The 25,050-nt window shown below is 54.5% G+C and carries 13 protein-coding genes; 3 read left to right on the top strand and 10 right to left on the bottom strand.

Annotated features, from left to right (window positions below; genetic code table 11):
• Positions 1 to 49 precede the first annotated feature (49 nt).
• Positions 50 to 925, bottom strand: coding sequence for a nitroreductase family protein (locus DQG13_RS01115; RefSeq protein ID WP_113017514.1), 876 nt, complete (start codon positions 923 to 925; stop codon positions 50 to 52).
• A gap of 254 nt (positions 926 to 1,179) precedes the next feature.
• Here DQG13_RS01115 and DQG13_RS01110 point away from each other — a divergent pair, with 254 nt between their 5' ends.
• Positions 1,180 to 1,821, top strand: coding sequence for a TetR/AcrR family transcriptional regulator (locus DQG13_RS01110; protein ID WP_113017513.1), 642 nt, complete (start codon positions 1,180 to 1,182; stop codon positions 1,819 to 1,821).
• A 27-nt stretch (positions 1,822 to 1,848) separates the two neighbouring features.
• Positions 1,849 to 2,595: a type I methionyl aminopeptidase gene (gene map / locus DQG13_RS01105; protein WP_113017512.1), complete on the top strand. Its 747-nt coding sequence runs from the start codon at positions 1,849 to 1,851 to the stop codon at positions 2,593 to 2,595.
• 80 nt (positions 2,596 to 2,675) lie between these two features.
• Here map and DQG13_RS01100 read toward each other — a convergent pair whose 3' ends face one another.
• The 3 genes from DQG13_RS01100 to DQG13_RS01090 all read right to left on the bottom strand — a co-directional run bounded on the left by DQG13_RS01100 (position 2,676) and on the right by DQG13_RS01090 (position 9,566).
• Positions 2,676 to 7,697, bottom strand: coding sequence for a rhamnogalacturonan lyase family protein (locus tag DQG13_RS01100; RefSeq protein ID WP_113017511.1), 5,022 nt, complete (start codon positions 7,695 to 7,697; stop codon positions 2,676 to 2,678).
• Between the two features lie 441 nt (positions 7,698 to 8,138).
• On the bottom strand, positions 8,139 to 8,405 hold the full coding sequence (locus DQG13_RS01095) for a hemolysin XhlA (RefSeq protein WP_113017510.1): 267 nt from the start codon (positions 8,403 to 8,405) through the stop codon (positions 8,139 to 8,141).
• Between the two features lie 423 nt (positions 8,406 to 8,828).
• On the bottom strand, positions 8,829 to 9,566 hold the full coding sequence (locus DQG13_RS01090) for a ThuA domain-containing protein (protein WP_113017509.1): 738 nt from the start codon (positions 9,564 to 9,566) through the stop codon (positions 8,829 to 8,831).
• Positions 9,567 to 9,884: 318 nt separating this feature from the next.
• Here DQG13_RS01090 and DQG13_RS01085 point away from each other — a divergent pair, with 318 nt between their 5' ends.
• A complete protein-coding gene (locus DQG13_RS01085; protein ID WP_113017508.1) occupies positions 9,885 to 11,315 on the top strand; it encodes a SpoVR family protein in 1,431 nt (476 codons plus the stop codon).
• Positions 11,316 to 11,913: 598 nt separating this feature from the next.
• Here DQG13_RS01085 and DQG13_RS01080 read toward each other — a convergent pair.
• The 6 genes from DQG13_RS01080 to DQG13_RS31700 form a co-directional block, all read right to left on the bottom strand.
• Positions 11,914 to 17,103 carry an Ig-like domain-containing protein gene (locus tag DQG13_RS01080; RefSeq protein WP_113017507.1) on the bottom strand — a complete coding sequence of 1,730 codons (5,190 nt, stop codon included), beginning with the start codon at positions 17,101 to 17,103 and terminating at the stop codon, positions 11,914 to 11,916.
• A 21-nt stretch (positions 17,104 to 17,124) separates the two neighbouring features.
• Positions 17,125 to 18,948: a hypothetical protein gene (locus tag DQG13_RS01075; protein WP_146767074.1), complete on the bottom strand. Its 1,824-nt coding sequence runs from the start codon at positions 18,946 to 18,948 to the stop codon at positions 17,125 to 17,127.
• Between the two features lie 29 nt (positions 18,949 to 18,977).
• Positions 18,978 to 20,480: an ABC transporter substrate-binding protein gene (locus DQG13_RS01070; RefSeq protein WP_113017505.1), complete on the bottom strand. Its 1,503-nt coding sequence runs from the start codon at positions 20,478 to 20,480 to the stop codon at positions 18,978 to 18,980.
• 59 nt (positions 20,481 to 20,539) lie between these two features.
• The gene (locus tag DQG13_RS01065; RefSeq protein WP_181592498.1) at positions 20,540 to 21,340 is read right to left on the bottom strand and encodes a carbohydrate ABC transporter permease; all 801 of its coding nucleotides are present in this window, start codon (positions 21,338 to 21,340) and stop codon (positions 20,540 to 20,542) included.
• 111 nt (positions 21,341 to 21,451) lie between these two features.
• A complete protein-coding gene (locus tag DQG13_RS01060) occupies positions 21,452 to 22,411 on the bottom strand; it encodes an ABC transporter permease (protein ID WP_181592497.1) in 960 nt (319 codons plus the stop codon).
• Positions 22,412 to 22,565: 154 nt separating this feature from the next.
• Positions 22,566 to 24,857, bottom strand: a complete 2,292-nt coding sequence (locus tag DQG13_RS31700) for an AraC family transcriptional regulator (RefSeq protein ID WP_113017502.1) — start codon at positions 24,855 to 24,857, stop codon at positions 22,566 to 22,568.
• Between the last annotated feature and the right edge of the window lie 193 nt (positions 24,858 to 25,050).

Here is a 25,050-nt window from a genome sequence, read left to right as displayed (position 1 = left end):
GGAAGAAGCCCTCTCCCGCCTGAACCGGGAAAGGGCTATTTTGCGCTGCTTAAGCCTTGACCACCCAACTGGCAATATACTCCGTCCGTGCATCCGGCACCGGAAGCCCCGGATCGCTCCGCACCCAGCCTCCGTCCACATCCGCCGCGCGGCAGCCCAGCTCAAAGTGGCTCATGGCGATGCCCATATCCGTCAGCTGCATGACCTCGCTGTAGCCGGGAGTATGCGCCAGATACAGATGTGCGGCGCTGCGGTCCTCCGCAATCACCAGCCGCCAGGGCTGCTTGTTGGAGGCGGACGGTCCCAGGCGGACCATTTCCACCGGTACGGCGAACTTGCCCGCGTTCTTCTCTTCCAAGGGCTGCCCGAAGGCGCCGTCGCAAAACAGCTCGCTCCAGCCTTTTTTGTTGTCGGCCTTTACAAATGTCCGCATGGCCGAACGGAGCAAACCTTCCTTTCCCTGGGAGTAGCCGATGGGAGTAATGCAGGGGATGGTTTCACTATCGGACAGGTTGATCTCCCTGCCGAAGGAATTGCGGTTGAAGCTGCCGCCCAGCCAACATGTGCCGATGCCCCTGTCCGTCAGAAACAGCACCAGCTTCTCGAAGGCATAGCCGAAGTCCAGCAGCGCCTGTTTGTTATCCTTCGGAATCACCCCGACCAGATAGGCTTGGGGATGTTTGATCATTCCGTAGGTGCCCAGCTTGATGCCCTTCTCGGAAACGGCGCCGGTCACCTTCACCAGCTCCACCCGGGTGGTGCCGCCGAAGGGACCGGTCAGCCGTCCGGGATCAGCTATATATTGCCCGATGGCCTCGTAATCCTCCTCGGAAATCGGACGCGCCGCATAGTTGCGGACGGAAACCCGCTTGCGGATCACCGCAGCAATGTCGGACAGGGCAAAATCCTCCACAGTAGTCTTCATAAACCACCCTTCCTTCTTTTTCAAAAATCGCTCGTTCTAGCCTCACTCTCCTTATTATCCCTTTGGCCCGGTGTGCCGTCAAGGCAACGGAAATGGGGGTGCAGGCCTGGAGGAGGCGGCGGGACTAACCCGGTATTCAAGCGCCGTTTTGCAGGCTGAACCGGAAAGCCTTCTGTTTATCTCTTGTTATTTGCAGGCCGATGTTTTATATTGACATAAGAGCAGGTCAAAAACAAAAGAGGTGAACAGACGTAATGACTCCACGCACAAAGGAGCAGAACGAAGAGATCCGGCTGCGGCGTCTGGCGCAAATCCGGAAGGCTGCTGCCGATGTTTTTTTGGATAAAGGGCCTCTGCTGGAAATCCGCGATGTAGCCGCCCAGGCGGAGCTCGGCTATGGCACGGTATACCATTATTACAGCAATAAGAACGATTTGCTCTACGACCTGTTATGGGACGCGTTGGAGCGGGCTGGGGAATGGCTGGAGCCCCTGTTGAAGGCTCAACTGAAGGCTCCGCCGGAGGGCCCCGCCGCTGCCGCAGAGCTTGGTCCCGCCGCCGCCGTCCGGCTGCTGCAGCTTTGGGCGGAGGACCACGCCCTGTACCTGCTGTATAAGCTGGCCGGGGAGGGCTTTGCCCAGCTGCCTGATGCGCGCTCCGCCCCGCTTTCGGCGGCTTTTCGCCGGGAGGTGCTCGCGCCGTTTACCGCGCTGCTGGAAGCCGGGCTTGCGGCGGACAGAGCTGCCGCTGCAGGCGGGAACGCGGCGGAGCCGCCGTATCGGCTGCAGCGCGCGGAAATGCTGCTGGCCGCCTTGGCCGGCTGCGCCGCGCTTTCCCTTCGCCGCGGCAAGCTGCACGAGGAGGCCGGGGAGATCGTCCGGTTCTTAAAATTATAGAATGGATAAGGAGCGGATAAACACAGGATGATTATTATAAAGTCACTCAGGGAAATCGAAGAGATGAAGCCTGCGGGCCAAATCGTTGCGGACTGCTACCGGGAGGCGGCCAAGCTGATCCAGCCCGGGATCACCACCCGGGAAATCAACGACTTTGTTGCCAGACATATCACCAAGCTGGGCGGCAAGCAGTTTACGAAGGGCTACAACGGCTTTCCCGCGGAAACCTGCACGTCGGTCAACGACGTGGTGGCCCACGGCATTCCTTCCAACCGGACGCTTGCAGACGGCGACCTGCTGAAGCTCGACATCGTCGTGGAATACGGCGGATGGTTCGGCGATTCGTGCTGGTGCTACGCGGTGGGCAATATCCGGCCGGAGGCGCAGAAATTAATGAAGGTGACCAAGGAATGCTTGGATCTGGGAATCGCCCTTGCGCACCCAGGAAACCGGCTCGGCGACATCACATCGGCGATTCAACAGCATGCGGAAGGGAACGGATATTCGGTTGTGCGCGATCTGCTGGCCCACGGGATCGGGCGCAGTCTGCACGAGGACCCGAGCTACCCGCATATCGGCACAGCCGGCAAGGGCATCCGGTTAAAGGAAGGCATGGTGTTTACGATTGAACCGATGATCAACGAAGGTACCTTCCGCATTACCATCGACGACGACCGGTGGACGGCGAGAACGGCCGACGGCAAATTGTCGGCGCAATATGAGCATACCATTGCAGTCATGGCGGACGGCCCCCTGATTTTAACCGCCCAGTGAGGAAAAACCGCCCGCTGGCCGCATAGAGCTGCGGCAAACGGACGGCTTATGGTTAGGTGAAACGCTTATCTGCAGGCAGTCTATTGCAAGTTATAGATCCTGTACATGAAGACGGCGGTTTCCGCCCGGGTTGCTTGTCCCAGCGGGTGGATTTGCCCGTTGTACCCGTCGATGAGCTTGGCGGAAACCAAAGCCGCGGCAGCGTCGCGGGCATAATCCGCAACCTCCGCTTTATCCGCAAAAGCATCCAACGCGCCGGCCGCGGCGCTAAGTGTAATCCCCGCAGCCTTCATGGCCCGGACCGTGAGCGCCATCATATCCTGGCGGGTAACAGGGGCTTGAGGATGGAAGCTGCCGTCCTCCCCGCCTTGGGCAATGCCCAGCTTCTTCGCTACTGCTACGGCTTCGGCATAATATTCCCCTGCCGCCACATCCTTGAAATTGTCTGCCGCATCGGCGGTAAGTCCCAACGTCTTCACCAACAAAACCGTATAATCCGCCCGGGTTACAGACAGTGCCGGATCGTAGGTTTGGAGAGCATCGCTGGTTCCATTAATGATGCCCTTGGCAGCCAGCACTTCCACGGCCCGTTGGGACCAGGAGTAATTTTCCAAATCCTTGAAGTTTTTGGGTGCATAGGTAACGGCAAACTTGCTGAAATGGGTGGTGGCAAACACAACTGCATTCTTCTTCGCATCGTACCGTCCGTTATACACCGGAGTCCGCTCTCCGGAATCCGTCAGATAGATAACGGACAGCTTCTCCGCATCCTCGCCTGCTGCCGCCTGATAAGGGATTGCAATCCGCACGGGCGCTCCCGGATTGCTCCAGGCTGCGGCCTTGCCATCCAGAAGCAGGGAAACCTCTACCACCTTCTTGTCCGCCACATGCTCCGGCTTCACCACAGCCAGGGAAATGGCAACGGCTGTACCTTCCTTCGGGGTCAGCGTGCCGAGCATGGAGGAGGGCAGGGTCACCTCACCTGCGCCGCTGGCAATCGTCAGCTCATGCTTGCCGCCTTCTGCGCGCAGCGCTTCCAGAGGAAGCTGCACCAGATAGGCGTCGGCTGTACCGCCCAGCTTCAGCGTCACTTTTTTGATACCGTCAGTACCTGCCGCCGCTTTTTTCAGCGCCTCCTGCAGCGTTGCCTGGGAAAGTGCCGCTTCCTGGCGTTTGGCTGCTTCATTCCATTTTCCTGCCAAGGAAACTGAACCATTAGCATCCACGGACGCCGATGGGACGGCTGAGCCGCCGGCCGCAGGCGCCGAACCGGAATCTGTATCAGGAGTAGTGCCCGTATTGGACGGTTTATTGGTATAAGCAACAGTCGGCGCGTTCAAGCCGTTGGCAAGCACCGTATTTCTGATGTCCTCACCCAAATAGAAGCCAATGTGAGGAGGCTGGTTATAGGCCGTATTCTGCCAGCCAATGGCATTTCGGTATACCGGATCATGCATCAGGGTGTACAGCCTGTATTCCGTCGGAATGGTGGTGCTGAAAATCCGCAGCTCCGTGCTGTCGGCTGTGGGAAGAATAACCTCCTCACGCCAGTCTCCCAGAATATCGGCTTGCAGGCTCGGGGTGCCTTTGGTTCCGTTGTTGCTGACCACATCCTGGAATGCTTCCATCCGCTCGGACTTGCCAGTTGCTTCATTATACTTATCGATTGTAGTTCCGCCTACAGCCGCATTACCGGAGTCGTCGGTTACCCCGTTCAGCAGCTCATGCAGCAGATCTCCATCCCAATACAGGGCAAAGTTCACGGACAAGCCGGCATTCCGGTAACTCGGGTTCTCATAACCGCCCTGAACATTATAGATCGCGCCTCCGGTTTCCGGCTTGTCTCCGGCAACGCCCCAATATTCATACCCCGGCGAGGAGGTGATATTGGCGGCCAGCCCTCTGCCCGTATCCTTGGAGGCATAGTAGCTAGCGAAGGTTTCGCCGGTTGCCGCATCATGGTATTCCATGGACGCTACTGCCGGAACTTCATGCACGCCATACACTTGAAGTCCCTCGCGGTTAGGATCAAAAGCCCCCACATGAAGAGCGTCGCCGTGGGAACCCAGCTCCCGTTGTTCCGCTCCGTCCATAGCATAGAGAATCTTGCCGTCATGATCCAGAGTCAATGAGCCCGCGATAATTTCGTCCTTGCCGTCATTATCCACATCAGCTGTGGCCAAACTGTGGTACCCGAGACCGGCGCCTCTTCCCTCCGCCTTGGAGTCAAAGGTCCAGTCCTGCACCAATTTGCCGTTTACCAGGCTGTATGCGATAAAGGTCGTTCTTTCGTAGTACCCTCTGCCAAATACAGCGCTTGGCTTGACGCCATCCAGATAGGCCAGCCCCGCCAGGAAACGGTCGGAGCGGTTAAACCAGGTATCGCCCCAGGACAGACCGCCGTCATCTCCTACAGGGAAGGCATAGTCGATGGTGTCGATGGCTTTCCCGGTTTCCCCATTGAATACCGTCATATACTCAGGGCCGCCAAAAACATGCCCCTGCGCATTGACCCATTTTCCATCATCCTCCGGATTGCCGATTACGCTAATAATCTTATTGGGGTCATATACGCCGTTGGTCACACCATAAACCGTTGTGGCATCGGCTGTTTTGATCATTATTTCGCTCTTGCCGTCCCCATTGAAATCAGCCACAATAAATTGATGGTAGTGGGCGCCGGAAGTCAGGTTACGCCCCATATTCATCCGCCACATCAAGGTTCCATCCAGTTTATAGGCATCGAAAATGGTCGGACCGGTCATCCCGCTTTGGGAGCTGTCTATGGCATTGGAGGGATACCATTTAATGATAACCTCATATTGCCCGTCGCCGTCCAAATCGCCCACACTGGCGTCATTGGCATGGTAAGTATAGCTGCCCGTATCGGTGGTTCCCCCCTCAGGCCGTTGCAGAGGAATAGACAGGTAATCCTTATCCAATGCCGCTGTTTCATCCTCTAGGGATACAGAACCGTTAACCAGGGTTTCCAGCTTGTAAATATCCCCTGCAGCTCCATCAGCATCTGCAAAATTTGTGACCGTCAGAGGCGAAGCATTCAATTTTATACCATTGCGATACAAATTGAAGGAAACATCAGCCGCGTATTCGTCGGCCAGCAGCCGCCAGCTCACAAATATGCCTTCCTCCGCTTTCAGAGCAACCAGTCCCTTGTCCAGCCATTCTGTTTGCCGCTGATTGACAGGCGGTTTGAGACGGTTATAGACAAACTGAACTGCTTTTCGATTCAAGCCGTTATTCAATTCGGAGCCAACAGCAATTGTACCCTCAAATTTATAGATGCCCGGCACGGCAGGATTCCATGTTTTGCCGACGGCATTCCACTCTGTTACATGAACAGTGGCTGTTGTTTTATTGGCAAGAGTTACTTCAATCTCTTGAGGCATGCCAATGCTGGCTGCATCCGCACTGGTTTCATTAACATAGACGGTTTTGTAGGGAAGCTTGTTCGTCTTGATAACCCAGTTATCGGAAACCGGAACATGATACACGCCTATATTGTCCAGATAAGTGGACCAGGTGATATTGTTTCCTGCAGTCCGGACGCCCACCAGTCTGAAGCCGCTGATAAAACCGTCAAAAACAATATCGTCAAGAGGCAGAACATGCTCTTCGGACATACCTGTGCTCTTATCCGTCATTTTGAGCGTAGCCTGATTGGTTTCTTGGTTGATCAGCACCTCTACCGCATACCAGGCAAGGGGATTGGCAAATTGAGTATTCGTCTTGGGGAAATTCCCTCTGTAGAAGGCCAACGGATTGTTCCGTGTGTAATTCAAGGTCAGAATCACGTTATTGGAGCCGTCAACAATGCGGAAGTCCCCGCCGTTTTCCTCCTTCAGCGGATCTCCCTTATCATTGATCTGCCCCGGATACCAATCAAATTTAATCAGAACCTTGCTGCCCGTTACCATGGAATCAAAAACCTTCGTTGCCACACGTCCTCCAGTCTGATTTTCCATGGAAAAATAAAGCTTGGGCGTTGTATTTCCTGCCACCTCTGTTAAAGGCGTCGACAGGTTGGCACCTGAAGTAGTAAAGCCCCAATTCAGCGGAGCAACAGGTACTGTGTCCCCAAAGTCGCTGTAGATAACAGGTTCAAATCCATCAACGGCGGGAATAGGCGGCAAATCAACCACCGATACGGAAACATGGGCCTGGTGATTGTTCGGATTGGCCACATTTTCAATTCCGGTCAAATCCAGCGTTCCTGTAAACTGATACGTGCCGGGAACATCGGGATTATAATCCGTGCCGCTCCACACAACTGTCACTTCCGGGAGGATCACATCGTTGTTAAGCTTGACCTCCAGCTTTTTGGGGAGCAATGTAAGCATATTATCCAAGGAAGTGCCCTTGACAACTGTATACTGATTCACATAATTGCCAATTGAAACAATGTTCTTTACTCCTTGAGAAGGAGCAGGTGTTTCTGAAGCCTTCACTATAAGATTGTCGAGCAATGTGGTGAAGGTCAGATTATTCCCGCCTGCCCGGTTGCCCTGGATGCTAAGCTGGCTAATGCTGTTGGTATAATTCAGCTGGCTGATATCCAGCTTATCAACGGAAAAGCTGTTTTCCGGCTGCGCTCTGTCGTGAATTTCAAACGCAACCTGCTGTTCGGCAAAATCAAACCATACTCTGACGGATAGCCAATCGCTATAGGTTACCCCGGTGACGGTTTGGGCCGTAGTCAAATCAGTGCCCGTTTTTCCTATCTCGTACAGAATACCTCCGCCAACTCCGCCTTGTTTAACCAGCCGGAACAAAGGTACCTTCGTTTTGCTGTTGTCATGGAACAGAATTTCACTGGAATTCAGAGCTGTGGAAACATCGCCCGGCTTCCAGTCAAAGGATGCATAAACCTGAGCCGAAACAGTGGGCTGGGCCAGCTTCTTGATAAAACTCCTTGTTCCCGATTGATCACTTACGCTTGCGCTTATGTAGTGATTCCCTGATGCATCCGTTTCCACTTTTGCGATAATTTTATCGTTACTGGTACTGCGTTCGAATCCTCCCAATGTTCCATCTTCAAAGTCAACCTGCTCCAGAACGGTATACGCACTGGTGTCCTGGCTCATGACGCTTGCCCCTATGGCAAGACTGGCCTGTGAAAAGACCAATGTGCACGCCAAGGCGGCCGAGATGAGTTTTCTAAGCTTTTTTGTAATTTGCACCGCAGTCAAAGCCTCCCTTTAGTCTAAGTTAAAATCTAGAACAGCAGCAACATATCCTCCTTTCTTCATCTCACACTCCCGTCAATCGATAAAACGCTTACAGAAAGGTCATACCGACTGATCTGTTCAGGACGGTTGGGATGAAAGAATCACTGCCGGCTCTCTTAGCCAGACTATCATCGAATCGGCTGCATCGTCTATTGCACATTTTTGTATACCCGGCAAATTCGCCATTATTCTCGCTTTTTCAACTTTGAACTTTCTTGATTAGGTTTGTCTTTTTTTGGTTTCAAGAAAAAACCGGATGCTTTTCCTGCCTTGGCATGGAAAAGACCCGGTCATATTTTACGATTCCATCATACGAAGCATAAGCCCGGCTGCGGCTATAAATAGTCCTCCCGAGCTGATGATAATGCCAATCAGCCATTTTTGAAATTCGGCCTGCCTGTTGCGCAGTTGCTCCACTTCGTCCCGCAGCTCTTCCACCCGCATCTGCAAAGCCCGTGTGGCCTGCAAAGCCTCCATACCGATATCCCGGGCCGAATTGATCATGTCCAGCTTGGTTTCCACCCGCGTTAAGCGCTGTAAAATTTCGTTGGTTTCATCCGGCATACGTTGTCCATCTCCCCTCTTCTCTCATTTGTACAAGATATGCCGGAGGAGCTCTGCCTGATTGGTTACTCTATCTATTTGGAGAAAATTTTTATATTGAAAGATTTGGCATTCTATGAATGTAAGCGGCAAACATTGTATGCTATTTCCCCTGGGCGGGTCCGATTCCTGTATGTAAGCGGCATACAATGTACGCTATTTCTTCTTTTCAGCTGTTTGGGCAGCGGTTTTGCATGAATAGCATACATTTTTTGTCGCTATTCAGTTAATTTTCCTCCATTCTGAGCAAATAGCGAACATTTGCGGTACGCTATCATTTCTGCAGACGAGGGAGCCCCCAGCCCAGTGAGCATGTACAAAAAAAGCTCCCTGTCCCGCGGCGGATGCGCGCAAAGACGAAGAGCTTTTATGTGCGGCAGAGCCCTACACGTTAGCGGAAATTGGCTCCAAAGGCTCGGACTTGCCGTATGTGGGATATTCCCGGGTAGTGGGAGCCGCCCAGCTTATCCCATTGCGGATGACCCGCAGCACCTGCTCATTGTAATACGTCGGGTAGGTTTCATGGCCCGGGCGGAAGTAGAAAATCTTGCCTTGGCCCCTGTGGAAGGTGCAGCCACTGCGGAATACCTCGCCGCCGGCAAACCAGCTGACCATCACCGTCTCGTCGGGCTGGGGAATGTCGAAATGCTCCCCGTACATTTCCTCATGGGGAAGCTCGATGTATTCCCCGATCCCTTCGGCAATCGGATGTCCCGGAGATACCACCCACAGCCGCTCCTTCTCGCCGATCTCCCGCCATTTCAGGTCGCAGGAGGTGCCCATAAGCTTCCTGAAGATTTTGGAGAAGTGGCCGGAATGCAGGACAATGAGTCCCATGCCGTGCAGCACCCGCTGATACACCCGCTCCACCACCGCATCGGATACTTCGCCGTGGGCCGTATGCCCCCACCACAGCAGCACATCCGTTTCATTCAGCCGCCCCTCCGTCAGGCCATGCTCCGGCTCATCCAGAGTAGCGCAAACGATTTGCAGCTCTCCCAACGCGCCAAGCCCCTCCGCCAGCGCTCCGTGAATTCCCTTGGGATACACCTTCCGCACTTCCTCGCTGCTCTGCTCGTGGCGGTTTTCATTCCATACCGTTACTTTAATGACGTTTGCCATTCTTCAAAACACCCCTTCCTATCCTATGCTCTGATTATAGGAAAAACAGAACGCGTAAGCTAGCCGCGATCTTGCCTCATTGCTATCGGATTTTGCGTTCCTCCCATATGATGGCTGCCCGCAAAGAAAATCATACCGGCTTCCGGCAGCAGCAGCCCACGGCGGACACGGCCTCCCTTCAGCTCCCGTGACCCCCTAGAATATCCCTCCGCCTCCCCTCATAAACTGTTACGAACCTTGATTTATGCGGAACATGCGGACTCTGCGGCTGTAATTGAAGAAGCCGGTATCAGGATAGACTTAAGGAGGGAACCCACGGTGCACCAGGATGAAATCGCCGCGTTGGAAAAGTCCATTGCCGAAATTACCGAGATTGCTACAGGCTTTGGCCTGGATTTTTACCCGATGCGGTATGAAATTTGCCCGGCGGATATTATTTATACCTTCGGCGCCTACGGCATGCCCACCCGCTTTAGCCATTGGAGCTTCGGCAAGACGTTCCACCGGATGAAGACCCAGTACGATTTTGGCCTCTCCAAAATTTACGAGCTGGTCATTAACTCCAACCCCTGCTACGCTTTTCTCCTGGACGGCAACTCCCTGATCCAGAACAAGCTGATTGTGGCTCACGTGCTGGCCCACTGCGATTTCTTCAAGAACAATGCCCGGTTCAGCAAGACCAACCGGAACATGGTGGAGAGCATGTCGGCTACGGCAGAGCGCATCCGCCACTACGAGATCAAATACGGAACTGAGCGGGTGGAGCAGTTCATCGATGCGGTGCTGGCCATTCAGGAGCATGTGGACCCGGATCTGGTGCGGCCTTACCGGCCCAACCGCTATGATATGGACGGGGACGGAATTATGGACCAGGCCGAGGAGGCAACTGTCAAAACCACCGGCTACGAGGATCTGTGGGAGCTGGAAACGCAGGGGGATGCCGCGGCGGAGGAGGATAAGCCCAAACGTTTTCCGCCCAAGCCGGAAAAGGATCTGCTCTGGTTCATCCAGGAATATTCCCCGATCCTGGAGCCCTGGCAGCGGGATATCCTCACCATGCTGCGGGACGAAATGCTCTACTTCTGGCCGCAGATGGAGACGAAGATTATGAATGAGGGCTGGGCCTCCTATTGGCACCAGCGGATTCTCCGGGAGCTGGATCTGACCAGCGAGGAGACCATCGAATACTCCAAGCTTAATTCAGGCGTGGTGCAGCCTTCGCGGAACAGCCTGAACCCGTATTATCTCGGGCTAAAAATGCTGGAGGACATCGAGAAGCGCTGGGATGCACCCGGCGAGGAGGATATCCGCCGCTTCGGACGAAAGCCAGGCCAGGGCCGGGCGAAGATTTTTGAGGTGCGGGAGTTTGATTCGGATACTTCCTTCATCCGCAATTACCTGACCAAGCAACTGGTGGAGGAACTGGATTTATACGTCTTCGAGAAGAAGGGCGCGGAGTGGAAAATTACTGATAAAACCTGGGAGAATATTCGGGATCAGCTGGTCTATTCCCGGATCAACGGCGGATTCCCCTATCTGGTTATTACCGACGGCAACCACACGGGGAACGGCGAGCTGTTTCTGAAGCATATGTACGAGGGTGTGGAGCTGGACCTGAAATATGTGGAGCGGACCCTGCCTTATGTCCACCGCCTCTGGGGCAAAACCGTCCATCTGGAAACGGTGGTGGAGGATAAGGCGGTATTGTTCACCTATGACGGCAAGAAGAATAACCGGAGGTTTTTGTAATTTTCTAACGTCATCATTTTAGAGATTTCGTCGAGCAGATAATACGAAAAAAAGGACATCTGCCTTTTGGGGAGAAATTGTCGTTCGCCACAATTCCCATACAAAGCAGATGTCCCATTTTCATTTTACGTTCTCAGTACAAGCGTGGGACGCAGCCACTGCCGGAGGAGCGGGCCGCTGCACACGGCTGAAGCGGCCCGAAATGCCGGAAGTCGGCTGAAAGGGGCGACAGCGGCCACTGCCACACAGCCAGGACACCCATGTAAGCGCCAAACAATGTACGCTATTGAGCTGCCAAGCCTCCTTTTCACCGAATAGCGTACACAAAATGTCTGCTATTCACCGCTTTTAGGCAAAACAGCAGCCTATTTCTGCCAATAGCGTACATTTTATATACGCTATTTCGCAAAAAAGCAGCCTGTTTCCGAAATAGCGTACATTTGTTGCCCGCTATCAATCCCGCCGCGACTCGCCAAACCTGCACCCTCCCGAAAAAAGGACCTTCCGATGCAATGATTCCCCCATAGAGCAGGCGGCTTTCCCATTGATCTTCCCCTTGCCAATCGCACCACGGCTTTGTTCAGCCGACAAAACGTCTCTATTCGCCCGGCTCCAAGGTGATGGTGCCGCTGCGGGCATATACTCCGAAATATCCGGCGCCGCGTATCGCGTTCACGTCCGTGTCCAGATAATCCATCACCGTCTGCCCGTTGGCCACAACGGTAAGCCGCACCCCGTTCTCCTCGTTAACAGCCCCAAGTTGAATCCGGTGCCGCTGATTGAAGGGCAGCATCGTATTGGGAATGGCCGGGCCCCCCAGACTGGGCGAACCTGCAATACTTCCATATATGACCGTCCTCACGCCTCCATTGAACCGCTGAAGCTCCAGCACATCCGGCTTCACCGTAAAAATATAAGTGGTGTCGTCAATGCCCCTCTCGGGATGCTGGCTGCGGAACATGACGGACGGCCAGCCGGAGGAGGCGTTGATGGTCATCCGAAAATCAAGCAACTCATTCCAATATTGCTTGTGCTGGTAAAGGGCAAACTGCTTCGGCGAACCCAGAGTAATCCCCTGCCCGTCGGGAGAGACGATTTTGACCCCGGAGGCGTCCACATACCATCCGTCCCCGTCGGCAAGCTCCGCCTCCAGCATGTAAGGCTCGGCGACTCCTTTTTCATACACCTTGACTGCAAACTCCCTTGACACTGCAACGCCCTTCCAGGTTCCTTCCACCGTCAGCAGATAGCTGCCTGCCGCGGACGCCTCCAATGTGCCGTATACATCGGCTGTAACCGTTGGATCATGGCTGGTGTAGGTTATGCTATCCAGCTCCAGCAGACGCCCCAGATTGGACAGGCCGCCAATGGGGAAGGCTTGCGGCTCATCCTTCATCAGCTTTAATTCCCCGATCCGGTCCGTCTCGTCAAGGGCCAGCCCCGCCAGATGCTCATCCACATAAACGGAAGAGGAGAAGGTTTTCAGCAGGCTGCCCTCCAGCACGTACAGCCATACCCGGGTCAGCCCCCCGCTCTGCCCCGTAATATTGCCCTGGGCATCAACTGAGGCAATAGAAGGATCATCTGTCTTGCAGTACACCTGCAGCCCGCTTGGATCAACCGCCCGGTCCTTGCCGTCCCTTGCGGCAAGCTCCAGTCTGCCGGTCTCGCCAAGGGAGAGAACCAACTGCTGCGGCACAGTGATCCGCTCTGCATGATTCGCCCGGATATCCGCATAATCCTCCTTCAATCCGGATTGCGCAATGATGTCCCGAGCCTCCGCCGGCCAGTCGGCGTCCGGATACACCTGGGTATTGATCTCCCGCACATTGGCCAAAGGAGAGTTGCTGACTCTGCGGCCGGTGGTTGTATAATTATTGCTGAAGGTTATATCCTGATTGGAATTGCCCAGGGACCAGCGGGCCGTTCCATTCCTCCAGAAGGGGGTTTCCGACAAGTCGATCACATTGCGGTCGAGCTGCCAGAAGGTGCTCCCCTCATCGGGATACAACGCCCCGTAATCATTCATCTGGTTGCGGATGTAGTTATAGGCGATCAGGTTGGGCTGATTGGGACTGCCGCCTGAATTGCCCAAGGTATAGATGGCTCCCCCGTCATAAATCCCCTTGCCCAGCAGATCATGAATGAAATTATGCTCGATTCTCATATTGCGCAGGATATTGGGGAAGCGGTTCATCCAGCCATAACCGATATGAAGCCCGCTGTACGGAATATTGAAAATTTCATTGCTGCTGATATCCATGTCCAGGGGAAACCCTGCGGAGATAGCGGCAGCGGACATATACTCCACGCCAATATCATGAATATAGTTATTGACTACATCGTTGTTGCGCATCTGCATCCTTGGGTCCGAGGGATTGGCATTGCTGCGCCCTGTGCCCGGATCGCCCACGCTGACGGCGCTGCCGGATATGTCATAGAAGACATTGCCGCGTATCAGACTGTCCTGCACCCCGTTGACCAGCTTCAGGCCGGTAATGCCCAACCGGGTAAAAACATTGCGCTCAAAGCGGACCGCGCGCGCATGCTCCACGGTTACGGCGGCGGGAGGCAGAATGTCACCTGCTCCCGGATAACGCAGATGGTTGTTCTGCGCATCGGAGTGGCCCAGTTCAGAGCTGGGACGCATCCACGTTGTATCGGCGAAGGTTATGCCGGTAAACATGATATTGGCGGCCTGCTGCTCCACTGAGCTGCCCTTGACGGCAACCAGCTCCTCCAGCACAGGAGCGATAACCGCGGCTGTTCCCAGATTCTCCCACACCCGAGGCTTGTAGAACAGTTCCCCTGAGCCTTCATTCCAGTACCATTCCCCATCCTGGTCCAGCAGCTCATAGGCATTCTCGTAATAGACCGGATAGGTTGCCGAGGTTCCTCCCTTGTTGGATACCGCCGTCCAGCCCGGCTCATCCATGGCTATGACCGCCTTGCCTTGGTTCACGCTGACGGAAGCAACTCCGCTCCGCGGATTGGTCCATTGCTCCATGTAGACGAATTCCAGATCCTGCGTCCGGTCATACAGAGCCAGTTGCACGTCGTCGCTGGTATAGCCGGAGGCTGTTTTCACCGCATTCACAAGACCGGCTCCGCTGCGGGCGCGGGTAGCCCGGACGCCGTCGATGAACAGCTGGCGGGAGGCGAAATCCCCGCCGACCTCCGCTTTGTATATGCCCTTGGCCGCATCATGCAGAGTCCAGCCCGCAATCGTCCGCCCGCCGCTCACCACCGGCTCTTCCCCGGGATACGCGGACCAGCGGACGGTATAACCGTTGGCGCCGGAATCCTCCTCATTCAGTGTCCATGTGGACTGAAGGGTATAGGTTCCCCCCCGGAGATATACCACAATATCCCCGTTCATCTCATCGTTGCAACCGCGCACCGCCTGCTGCGCCCTGTCCAGGGTGCGGAACGGCAGCTCAACCGTCCCGGGATTGGCGTCGTCCCCGTCAGGGGAGACATAGAATTCCTGCTGCACCGTTGCGGGGACAACCTCTGCCAGGGCTGCTGCATAAATCCCGCTGTTCCCCCGGGCGCTTGCCGTAATAACGGCCGTTCCCGGCGAATGGGCCTCCAGCTCACCGTTGGCTACGCTGACAACGGCCGGATCGGAGGAGGACCAGATCACAGCGGGATCGGTGGTCTCCACAGGCCACACGGCAGCCTTCAACACACCAAGGGAGCCAACAGAAAGCAGCAATTCGCTTGCATCCAGCGTCAACGATTGGGGAGGCACTTCTACTACATAAACAGCGGCTGTCACCGCCGGCACTCCCGGCTCCAGGGGAGCCGCTGTAATTACCGCCGTTCCCGCGCCTGCGCCGGTCACCTTGCCTGTTTCGTCCACAGCGGCAACCTCCGGGTTATCCGAGCTCCAAACCGCGCTCTGCAGCGATGCGTCCGCAGGAAGGAAGTCCAGCTTCAGCCTGGCGTCGTAATACAAGGGAACTGTATATTCAGACTGGGCAAAAGCCGCGCTCACCGCCGGTCTGTAGGAGTACACATTCAGATCATCGATGTCGAAGGAGCCTATGCACGCGTTGTAAAAGCCTATATTGACCTGCTGGATGTCCCCGGCGGCAGCGGCGGCAGGCTGTTGCGCAGCCACCAGCTCGCCATCGATGAATAGATCGTACTTGTCCGTAGCCGTATCCAGATACAGCCGCACCTCATACCAGCGGTCTGGCTCATATTGCTTCACCGCCAACCACTTGGCGCCTGCCGTATCCCAGATGCTGAAGGCGCCGGTATCGCTCATTCCCAGCTTGACCAGCTCTCCTGAGGTTGTTGCGAAGCGGGGCATATAGAAAAAGCCGCTGGTCTGCTTCGCCCGAATCCGGTACGCCAACACCGCTTTATCCATGCTGGCGTCCAGCCGCCTTGCCACGCCATAGCTGTAATTGGCCCTGTCGCTCTGGGAGAAGGACAATACCCGGCTGGACTCGCCAGCCCCTGCTTCTCCTACCCGGATATCCACCACCGCCGGGACGGATGATCCATAGCTCCAGCCTGCGGACGGCTTCTGCCCCAGAGCCGTTGTTTCGAAATCCTCATGCAGCGCATCGCCGGGGGCCGGTACGGACGCAGCCGTCACCGTCACCGCAGATTGAGCTTGAAGGGAGGCATTTTCCTGGGAACGGGCGGTAATAACAGCAGTGCCAGGACTGATTCCGCGCACCTCTCCGGCCGGACTCACACCAGCCACCGCAGAATCGGAGGTGGACCACACAACAGCCTTGTTCCCTGCATTGGCAGGGGTCACCTCTGCCGTCAGAAAGCTTCGCGCTCCTGTCGCCAGCTGCAGTGTGGCAGGATGCACCATAACTGCTGCCGGAGGCGCCCCATATACCTGGACCGTGACCGCCACGGGGGCTAAGCCCGCAGCGTATGGGGCTGCAGTAATCTGGACAGCTCCTCCCCTGATGCCGGTGACAACGCCCTTCCCGTCCACTGTTGCCACAGAGGAGTCGGAGGTAGACCAGGCCGCTGTTTGAATGGAGGCGTCTGCAGGAGCAAAGGTTAGCTTCAGGGCCAGCCTCCCGCCCACCTCAGCCTGATATTCCGCCTGCGGGAAGGAGGCGGACACGGCTTCCTTAAAGGAATGCACATTCAGATCATCCACACTGAATGCTCCTGTGCCCAGCCGGTAAAAACCGAATTCCACATGACGTATAGACTCTCCCGGCGTATCCGTGCTCCGCTGAACGGCAACCGGCTCATCATCGATATACAGATCGTACTTGTCCGTTGCCGTATCCAGCACAACCCGCACCTCATACCAGCGGTTGGCCTCATAGGCCATGACGGAATTCCATCCCCCCGATCCATTGCCCACCGTGAAGCTGCCGCTGTCGCTCATTCCCAGCCTGAGCCCCGTACCGGTGAAGCGGGGCAAGTAAATAAAGCCCGTGGTCTGCTCCGCCTTCACCCGGTAGGACAGCTCCGCTGCGCTTACCTCCTGATTAATGGAGAAGCGGGGACCATAATTGCCCGACACGGGGTTACTCTGTTCGATCCTGAACACATGGTTGCCCGAAGGCTCAGCGTAAACGCTTGCAATTACTCCGGAGGGGGTGGAGGCAAAGCTCCAGCCTGCCCCTGGCCGTCCCCCGTGGGGAATGCTGTCAAAATCCTCATGCCCCAAATCCCCAATGGGGGCTTCCGCCGCCTGCACCACGGCCGGTCCCCATGCTGCGGTCATCCACAGAACAGCCGCCGCCAAAACGGCGGCTATTCCTCTTTGCCATACGCTCCTGCTCTTATTCTTCATCTTCAGCCTCCTTCTTCCGGTTCATATGGGTTCATATATAAAACCACCGCATTTCACCTTTTTCACCAGTCCGGGAATGGGGGGAATGAAGAATGAAGGCTTCAGCGGAATAATAATTTCACCACATCCGGAGGTACTGGACAGGGTGGCGCAGGCTTCAGTAGCCGCCGGATTCAACGTGCAGCCATAGCTGTGCTCCTCATCGCTTCGGCAATATCTCCCGTCAAACACACTGAGCCCGAAGACAAATGCCGCCTGCTCCATCAGGTTAAAATCGAGAACCCGCTCCTCCCCTTCATATAAAACAAACTCGATCCATTGAGCGCCGGCATCTCCTCCCGTCCGCACCTGCACAGGATATTCGCCAAACCGGCACAGCAGGGGATGAAGCTCCACAGTGATATCCCCGGAATGAATGCACAACGCAGCGCCTGCCTCCGCCTGGGAAGGAATTTGCAGCCCCTCCATATATCCCCCCGCTTCAAAGCGCAAGGAAAGCTGCCGTGCGGTGAGCTTCCCCTCCTCCGGCAAGGGGTCCAGGATGAAATGGAAGTCCCCGTGATCCTTGGCGAAGGTGACTCCGGCGATCACATGATTCCGCTCCTGGAAGGTGCGGATGATGGCGGAGGCATAGTCCTGCCCGTCGTGCAAGCATCTGAGCCTAAAATACGTGCATTGTTCAGGGCTGCCCCAATAAGCCATAAGCGGCCGCCGTTGATTCCACAGGTCGTATTCGGCGAAGCTTCCCAGAGAGAAGCGGGGAGTCATATAGGTGACAGCCTGCAGAGGGGGAGTGCCCTGCTCAATCAGCACCCTGATCTCCTCCCTGGAGATGATATCCACCCCTTTGTAGAAGGTTTCCCGGACAAGCCTGGGCTCGTGCAATGTCCGGAACAGCTCATAATGCTTCTCCGGGCATTGAATCACCATGGTATCCCACAGCAGCCCGTATTCCAGTTCCTCCTCTTCCATCAGGTCCAATTGCATCCCTGTCCCCACATGAAGGAAGGACAGAAAGCTATTGCCGCTAATATTGCTGTAGCATCTGCTATGCGGGGCGGACAGCTGCTTGGTGGACGGGTGGAAGTGCCGGGCGATGCATGCCCATTCCAGGTCATTGAGCCGGGAGGCCGCCGTCAGGCATTCCTTATCCTCAATATGCTTGAGCATCCGGCCAAGCTCCTCCAGAGCCAGAATGGAGTAGCTTGGGCTGTTGTATTCGGCGAAGCCTCCGTTCTCCTCCACGAATGCCAGCGCCTTCTGCAGCCGGGTCTTGCCGTAATGGAACAGCTTGCCGTCGCCCAATATTTCCCCGGCCTTAATCGTTACATAAGCGCCCATCAGGCTGATATTGGTATAGTCCGGGCCAATATTCCGGCGTATGATACTGGCTGCGGCGTGCTTCAGAGCCTGTTCTACATCTGCGATTCTGTCAGGCGACAGCACCCGGCGCTGCTCCAGCAGCAGATACACCAGCACCTTCCCGTTGAAATCCGCCCAATTCCAGTCAGGCGCCTTCATCCGGTCAAGAGGCTCCTCCAGATAATACGGCCAGATGCCATAGGTAGGGCTATGCTCATCCGTATCCTGCAGGGAAATAACCCGGTCAATGATTGCAAACGCTCTGCTGCGATAACCCTCATCTGCCCCAAGCAGAAGAGCAGCCGCATACTCCAGGCTTTTGTAGACCGGATGCCCCATGCCCCGATCCAGGCGGGAATGGTATCCCTGCTGCTTGCGCTCCTCAACAAGCAGCCCCGCATGTTCATCATAGCGCTGGTGCTCCTTCTCCAGTTTCCTGCGGAATGCTCCAGCCAACGCCGCCTTATCTCCTCTTACCACCATATCAGATCCCTCCGCTTGCTGCCGCAGCTTCACTTTTTGGCCGCCACCCATGCATCCAGCTGCTTTTGCTTTTCGGCGATAATCTTGTCCATGCCCGCTGCCTTGAATTCCTTATTCATGGCGGCAAGGGTGCTGTCCACATCGAACATGCCATGGGAGAAGCCGGCTGCGTATTTTTCCTTGATGGTCATGCATTGAGCCAATTCCGACTTCACCGGCTCCGAATCGAAGGTAAAGCCGATGATTCGGGATACCTTGGCGCTTTTGTTCAAATCATCGATCTGCTTGGGAATATCCGGCGATACCCCGGGAAGCAGGTAGGCATTCAATGTATTGCCCAGCATCCAGGCCACATTGGTGGAATAGCCCGAATCGGGGATAAGCTCCACACTGTTCTCCCCCGTCTTCTTGTAGTGCTTGCCCTCGATACCGTAGACCAGCATATTGTACAGGTCCTTATCCGTATTCAGCAGCTCCAGAAACATCATGGCCCGCTCCGGATTTTTGGAGGTGCGGCTGATCACCTGCATCGTGCCCGTAATCGAGCTGGTGGTGACCAACGGTTCCGTCAGGAAGGCATATACCGGCTCATAGCCATATCTGGTTTGCTCCTCTACGTCGCCGCCCGGCTTATAATTGTTTATCCTGGACAGAATTTTGCCGGTTTTGTACAGCTCATCCGCATTTTTGATCAGGGACAGATCCTTGTCGATATAGCCCTTCTCCGCCCAGCTTCTGATGGTTTTGACGTAATTCACGAACGCCGGATGCTCATATTGGTTAAACACCTTGTAGTCGGTTCCTGCCAATTCGACCGCTCCCGGGCTGCCCTCCGCCCCCAGAGTCTCCAGCTGCAGCATATTCATAATATCCATACTGGTTATGCTGGAGCCGGCCATAATAAATTTGTCCTGGGCCTCGCCTGCCTTCATCTTGGCCAGAGCCGGCTCATAATCCTCCAGCTTCTTGATGGAGCCGGTATCGATTCCGTATTTCTCCGCCATATCCTTCCGGATGGAAAGCACCGTTTGTCTGGCCACAATCTGATAGTTGGGGAAGCCGTATATGCTGTTGCCCACCTTCATGGCGTCCCAGAAGCTGGCCGGAATTTTCTCATAGGCCTTGGGAGAATACTTGGTAATCCAGTCATCCAGGGGCAGGAACGCGCCTTTTGCCACATTCTCATAGAACTGATAGGACGGACTGGTAAACATAATATCGAATTCTTCTCCGGCGGCAATCATCAGCTTGGTCTTCTCGTTGTAGGCGGCCGCTTCAATAAATTGAATCTCCAGCGTGGCATTGATTTTTTCCTTGAGCTTTTTGTTAACCTCCGCCAGCACCAGCTCCCCATCCTTCTGAGCCGGAATCCGCAGCACCCACTTGAGCTTCACCGGCGCCAAGGCTTGAGCCGAGGCCTCCGCTGCAGCGCTGGGAGCAGCCGCCTCCTTTTGTTCCTGGCAGCCTGAGAGCGCCATTGCCGCTGTCATGAGCACAGCCAGCATCATCAACATAAACCTGGATTTTCCCATCCTGTCTTCATCCCTTCTTGTTCTTATATTTCAACCCCTTGCGGAGTTAAAGCTGCAGCTTATCCCTTCACCGCTCCCGAGGTAATGCCTCTGACAAAATACTTCTGGAAGAAGGGAAATACGAACATCATGGGTCCGGCGGCAATGACGGCCATGGCCATCTTGGCGGTATCCGTAGGAAATTCCGCCATCCCCAGGCTTAAGCCAACCTGTGAGTCCTTCATCATTTCCTCCGCATCGCGGAGAATCTTGTACAGGAGATATTGCAGCATATACTTGCTTTGGGTATCGATATAGATCATGGAGCGCATCCACTCGTTCCAATAGCCCAGGGTCATCATCAGGCCGATGGTAGCCAGAGCAGGCTTGGAAATGGGAAGCACAATCTGCCAGAATATCCGCATCTCGCTGCAGCCGTCCATGCTGGCCGATTCCAGCACCTCCAGCGGCAATTCGAAGAAAAAGGTGCGCAGCAGAATAATGTTCCATGAGCTGACCAAGCCGGGCAGCAGCAAAATCCAGTAGGTATCCTTCAGCAAATAATATTTGGTAAAGACGATATAACTGGGAATCAAGCCCGCATGGAACAGCATGGAGAAAAACACCAGGAAGCCCACAATACCCGCCAGCTTATAATCCCTCCGGGATAAGGCATACGCGATCATCGCCGTCAGGATGAGACCGATGCTTGTTCCCGCGATGGTGACAAACAGCGTCGTTCCATAGGAATCCAGAATCAGCTTGGGCGTTTTGAAAATATACCGGAAGGCGTCCACGCTCCACAGACTGGGGAAAAGACTGTACCCCCGCTCAACAATACTCTCCGTGCCGCTTACGGAAATAATGATTACCAGCAGCATGGGAATGATACAGCTAAGAGTAAGTAAGATAAAGACGCTGTGCGTGATCAGGCTGATGGGGCGAAACCTTGCTTTCTTGCTTGCAGTTGCCATCCTCTTCTCCTTCCTTTCCTAGAACATTGCCTGTTCCCGGCTGTACCGGTACCGGATGAAGGCATTGGCCGCCAACACAAGCACGAAGCCGGCTACCGATTGGAACACACCTGCCGCCGCCCCCATTCCCAGGTCTGCCGACCCCCGCAGAGCACTGTATACATAAGTATCCAGAACGGAGGAGATGTCCCTCAGGGAGGCGGATTCCATCGGCACCAGGAAAAACTGGCCAAAGTCGGCATTGAAGATCCGGCCCAGCGCCCCCAAGAAATTGATCAGGATAATGGGACGAAGAGCAGGGATCGTTATCTTCATCGCCATCTGCACCCGGCTGGCCCCATCGATTGCCGCAGCCTCGTAATAGGCGGGATCAATGGACAGGATATAAGCATAGTTCAACAGGGTGGCATAGCCCATGGTCTTCCAGAAGTGCAGTACAATATGAATCCAAAACCAATACTGCGGGGCGAAGTACCATTCAATGGTGGACATGCCCAGGCTGTCCAAAATGACGTTGACCATTCCCTTGCTGTTGTCCAGGAGAGCGAATACAATGTAAGCCACAATGGTCCAGGACAAGAAGTACGGCAGGAAGATCGCGGTCTGGTATAGCTTCAGAAGCTTTCTGCTGAGAATTTCATTGAGCAGGATAGCCATAATGACACTGCCTGCAATGCCGGTTACTATAAAAACAGCGTTGTAAACAACGGTATTCTTCAGCGCCAGCAGCGCATCGGGAGTTGAAAAAATAAAGACAAAGTTTTTCAGCCCGAGCCAGGGACTTCCAAAAATGCCGTCAACATAATTGTAATTTTTGAAGGCAAGAATAATTCCCGGCATGGGAACAAAATGAAACAGCACTAGGAGTACAAATGCGGGCAGGACCAGCAGGGTGAAATCCAAATTCTTGCGCAGGACGCCCCTCCTGAAGCGCTTCTTTCCTACTGGTACTGCGGTTGTCGATACAGCAGCCTTCATACTACACCTCCTGATTATCCATGTTGCATGCATGCGTTGTGATTTTAGTATGGGGGAAGCATGCAGACGGGGCTACTGTTCAATTACCGTTTTTTGCGAATCGGACTGTATAATTTCAAGAAAACTCCGCAAAAAAAGAAAAACATGAGCGGTCTCATGTTATTTCTTCTTTTTTTCCCACTTTGCTGATAATCTCATTGTCCACCCTGTACGCCTTGGGCGTGGCTCCGAACCTGCGCTTGAACAGCTTATAGAAGCTGCTTTCGTTGTGAAAGCCGGTCCGCTCCATAATCTCGCCAATGCTCAGCTCCGTCTGAAGCAGCAGCTCGGCCGATCTGTCCAGCCGGATATGGTTGATATAGTCCAGAACGGACACACCCACCGATTCCTTGAAGATGGTGCCCAGATAACCCTGGGACAGCTTGAACTCCGCCGCGATTGCCTTTAGGCTCAGCTCCTCGGTGAAGCGGTCGCCAATATATTTCCTGATGGATTCCACCAAAGCGTCATGCCTGGTTTCCACCAGCGATTTCTGCTCGGTAATGCTGTCGATGACGTCATAGAATTGCCGCTTCAGCATATCGGCGGATTCGAAGGAAGCCAGCCGGATATAGAAATCCTTCATGGAGATGGGAATCTTCTCAATCCTGCTTTTGTTCAGGATATCGATGGTCTTCCCCAGCGCCAGGGAGAAGCGGGTTATGGACAACATATAGCTTTCAATATCCCCCCGGGAGGCAGTCTGGACCAGCTTATCAAACAAAGCCTTGGCCTCCAAGCCGTTCCCCGCCCGGATCTGATCCAATATCCTTTCCTCCAGGCCCTCGTCATAGGCGACAGCATGATGCTCATGCACCTCCAGCAAGGATGGCTCCAGAATCGCCCCCCGGCTATAGATGATGCTGTACCTGAGCAGGGTAGCCGCCGTATTATAAGCGTGAACCAGAGACTCAGCTCCCTGAACATAACCTCCGACGAAGGCGGAGAGGCTGATTTGGGTATAGCCCTGCACGGTACTTTGCAGGAAGCGGATTTTCTCCTCCCAGACAATCCTGTCCTTTGCCTCCGGCAGGAAAATAAGCAGGATAAACTGCCCGTCCCCGATATATACGGCCTTGGCGGCATTGCCCGCATCCAGCACCTCCTCGGCTACATTCATAATAATGAAGCGGTAAGCTTTCTTTCGCGCCGAGTCCAACTGCTCGAATTGCTGCCGGTCGTCAATCTTCAGCAGGAGCAGCAGCATTTCCCGGTCCAGCATGTTCCCGTATACGGAGGAAAATTCGCCTGTCAGTTGATTGGCAATGGAATTGTTCTCCATCAGGACCGCCTTGATGTAATTTTCCAGCAGAATGGCATCCGCAGAATGCTTGTAGCTGTCGTAATCGTGCAGGAGCCGCTTGTTGGTGCGGAATACATCGGAGAGCAGCTGCACGTCATCCAGAAGCTGCACCCGGGACTCGTTCTTTTGGCGCGGGCCTGCAACCTCCCGCAGCAGCCTCCCGAACGGGTGATAGATCCGGTGGGAAATGAAGCTGGCAACGACAAGAGCGAGAATGGCAACGACAAGCGTAATCTGCAAAATCACCTTTTTAACGATTTGCAGGCTCTGGTGCAGAAAGAAGTTGGGCTCTTCCACCACCAGCACCCAATTGGTCTCCGGCATCCACAGATAGGTAAATATGCGCTGCTCCTCGCTTTTTCCCGTCTCGAAGCTGCCCGTGTCCAGATCAGGCTGGTCCAGCTTGTCCACCAGCGCATGATTAAGCGTTTCCAGCCCTCTTATTTGTCTGGAATCGTCGATGTAAGTGCGGCTTGTTCTGTCAATGATATAAGCCCGTACCGACCTTCCCTTCAGGCCGCTTAACGTGTCGCACAGCCACGCGGCATCTACATTCACGCCCATCGCCTTGGTAACCTTGTTGTCACTGTCCGTCTGAAAGTAAAAGTAGGTGAACACGGTATCATCATTATTGTACGCTTCGTAGGGCAGGACCCTGGGAATGGGGGTCAACGCCGGCATTTCCCTGTAATTGCGGATCGCTTCCGCAAAAAAAGCGTCCTTTTCCGTTTTGGAGCTGAGTGTGGAGTAGAATCGTCCCGTATTCCCGCTGTAGATGGACACCGAATGAAAGGTAGGATTGATCTCGAAATCTCTTTTGATATCGCGCATGTATCCATACATCTCTGCGAATTCCACGTTTTCCTTCTCGAACAATGGCGTCAGGGACGGATCATCCAGTTGGCGGAAGGTGAATGCTTTCACATCTTCATGCATTCTCTTGATGCTGTTGCTGATGATTCGCAGCTCCCTGCTGTTTTCTTCAAATATCCGTTCGGTCACAATGCCTTCAAAGCTCTTGAAGGCGGCAATGGCGAAGCCCGTCAGCACGATAACGAGCAGAAAAGAGATTAAACCCACAATTTTCACGAAAGTCCTGCTCATATTGCATCCCACCCCAGATATATATTCATTATCCTAATACGGAGTAATAAAGCGCTTTCATTTGCGGCATCCATTCCCAGCTTTTAGACAATTATTATTAAATACTATCATGTTCTGCCCTAAGTGTAAAACCTATTATTTTCCATAAAACCCCATCTAAACTCCGCAGACTTGACGCACAAAAGCCCCCGGC

Source organism: Paenibacillus sp. YN15 (assembly GCF_003285005.1).
GTDB lineage: Bacteria > Bacillota > Bacilli > Paenibacillales > NBRC-103111 > Paenibacillus_AR.
The sequence above is the reverse complement of the archived record's forward strand: the minus strand, read 5'-3'. Positions and strand labels throughout refer to the sequence as shown.

What these genes read in the sequence shown, in the direction of transcription:
- map (WP_113017512.1), top strand. Translation starts at nt 1,849, where the DNA reads ATGATTATTATAAAGTCACTCAGGGAAATCGAAGAGATGAAGCCTGCG.
- DQG13_RS01070 (WP_113017505.1), bottom strand. Translation starts at nt 20,480, where the DNA reads ATGGGAAAATCCAGGTTTATGTTGATGATGCTGGCTGTGCTCATGACA.
- DQG13_RS01090 (WP_113017509.1), bottom strand. Translation starts at nt 9,566, where the DNA reads ATGGCAAACGTCATTAAAGTAACGGTATGGAATGAAAACCGCCACGAG.
- DQG13_RS01115 (WP_113017514.1), bottom strand. Translation starts at nt 925, where the DNA reads ATGAAGACTACTGTGGAGGATTTTGCCCTGTCCGACATTGCTGCGGTG.
- DQG13_RS01080 (WP_113017507.1), bottom strand. Translation starts at nt 17,103, where the DNA reads ATGAAGAATAAGAGCAGGAGCGTATGGCAAAGAGGAATAGCCGCCGTT.
- DQG13_RS01110 (WP_113017513.1), top strand. Translation starts at nt 1,180, where the DNA reads ATGACTCCACGCACAAAGGAGCAGAACGAAGAGATCCGGCTGCGGCGT.
- DQG13_RS31700 (WP_113017502.1), bottom strand. Translation starts at nt 24,857, where the DNA reads ATGAGCAGGACTTTCGTGAAAATTGTGGGTTTAATCTCTTTTCTGCTC.
- DQG13_RS01100 (WP_113017511.1), bottom strand. Translation starts at nt 7,697, where the DNA reads ATGAGCCAGGACACCAGTGCGTATACCGTTCTGGAGCAGGTTGACTTT.
- DQG13_RS01060 (WP_181592497.1), bottom strand. Translation starts at nt 22,411, where the DNA reads ATGAAGGCTGCTGTATCGACAACCGCAGTACCAGTAGGAAAGAAGCGC.
- DQG13_RS01075 (WP_146767074.1), bottom strand. Translation starts at nt 18,948, where the DNA reads ATGGTGGTAAGAGGAGATAAGGCGGCGTTGGCTGGAGCATTCCGCAGG.
- DQG13_RS01065 (WP_181592498.1), bottom strand. Translation starts at nt 21,340, where the DNA reads ATGCTGCTGGTAATCATTATTTCCGTAAGCGGCACGGAGAGTATTGTT.
- DQG13_RS01095 (WP_113017510.1), bottom strand. Translation starts at nt 8,405, where the DNA reads ATGCCGGATGAAACCAACGAAATTTTACAGCGCTTAACGCGGGTGGAA.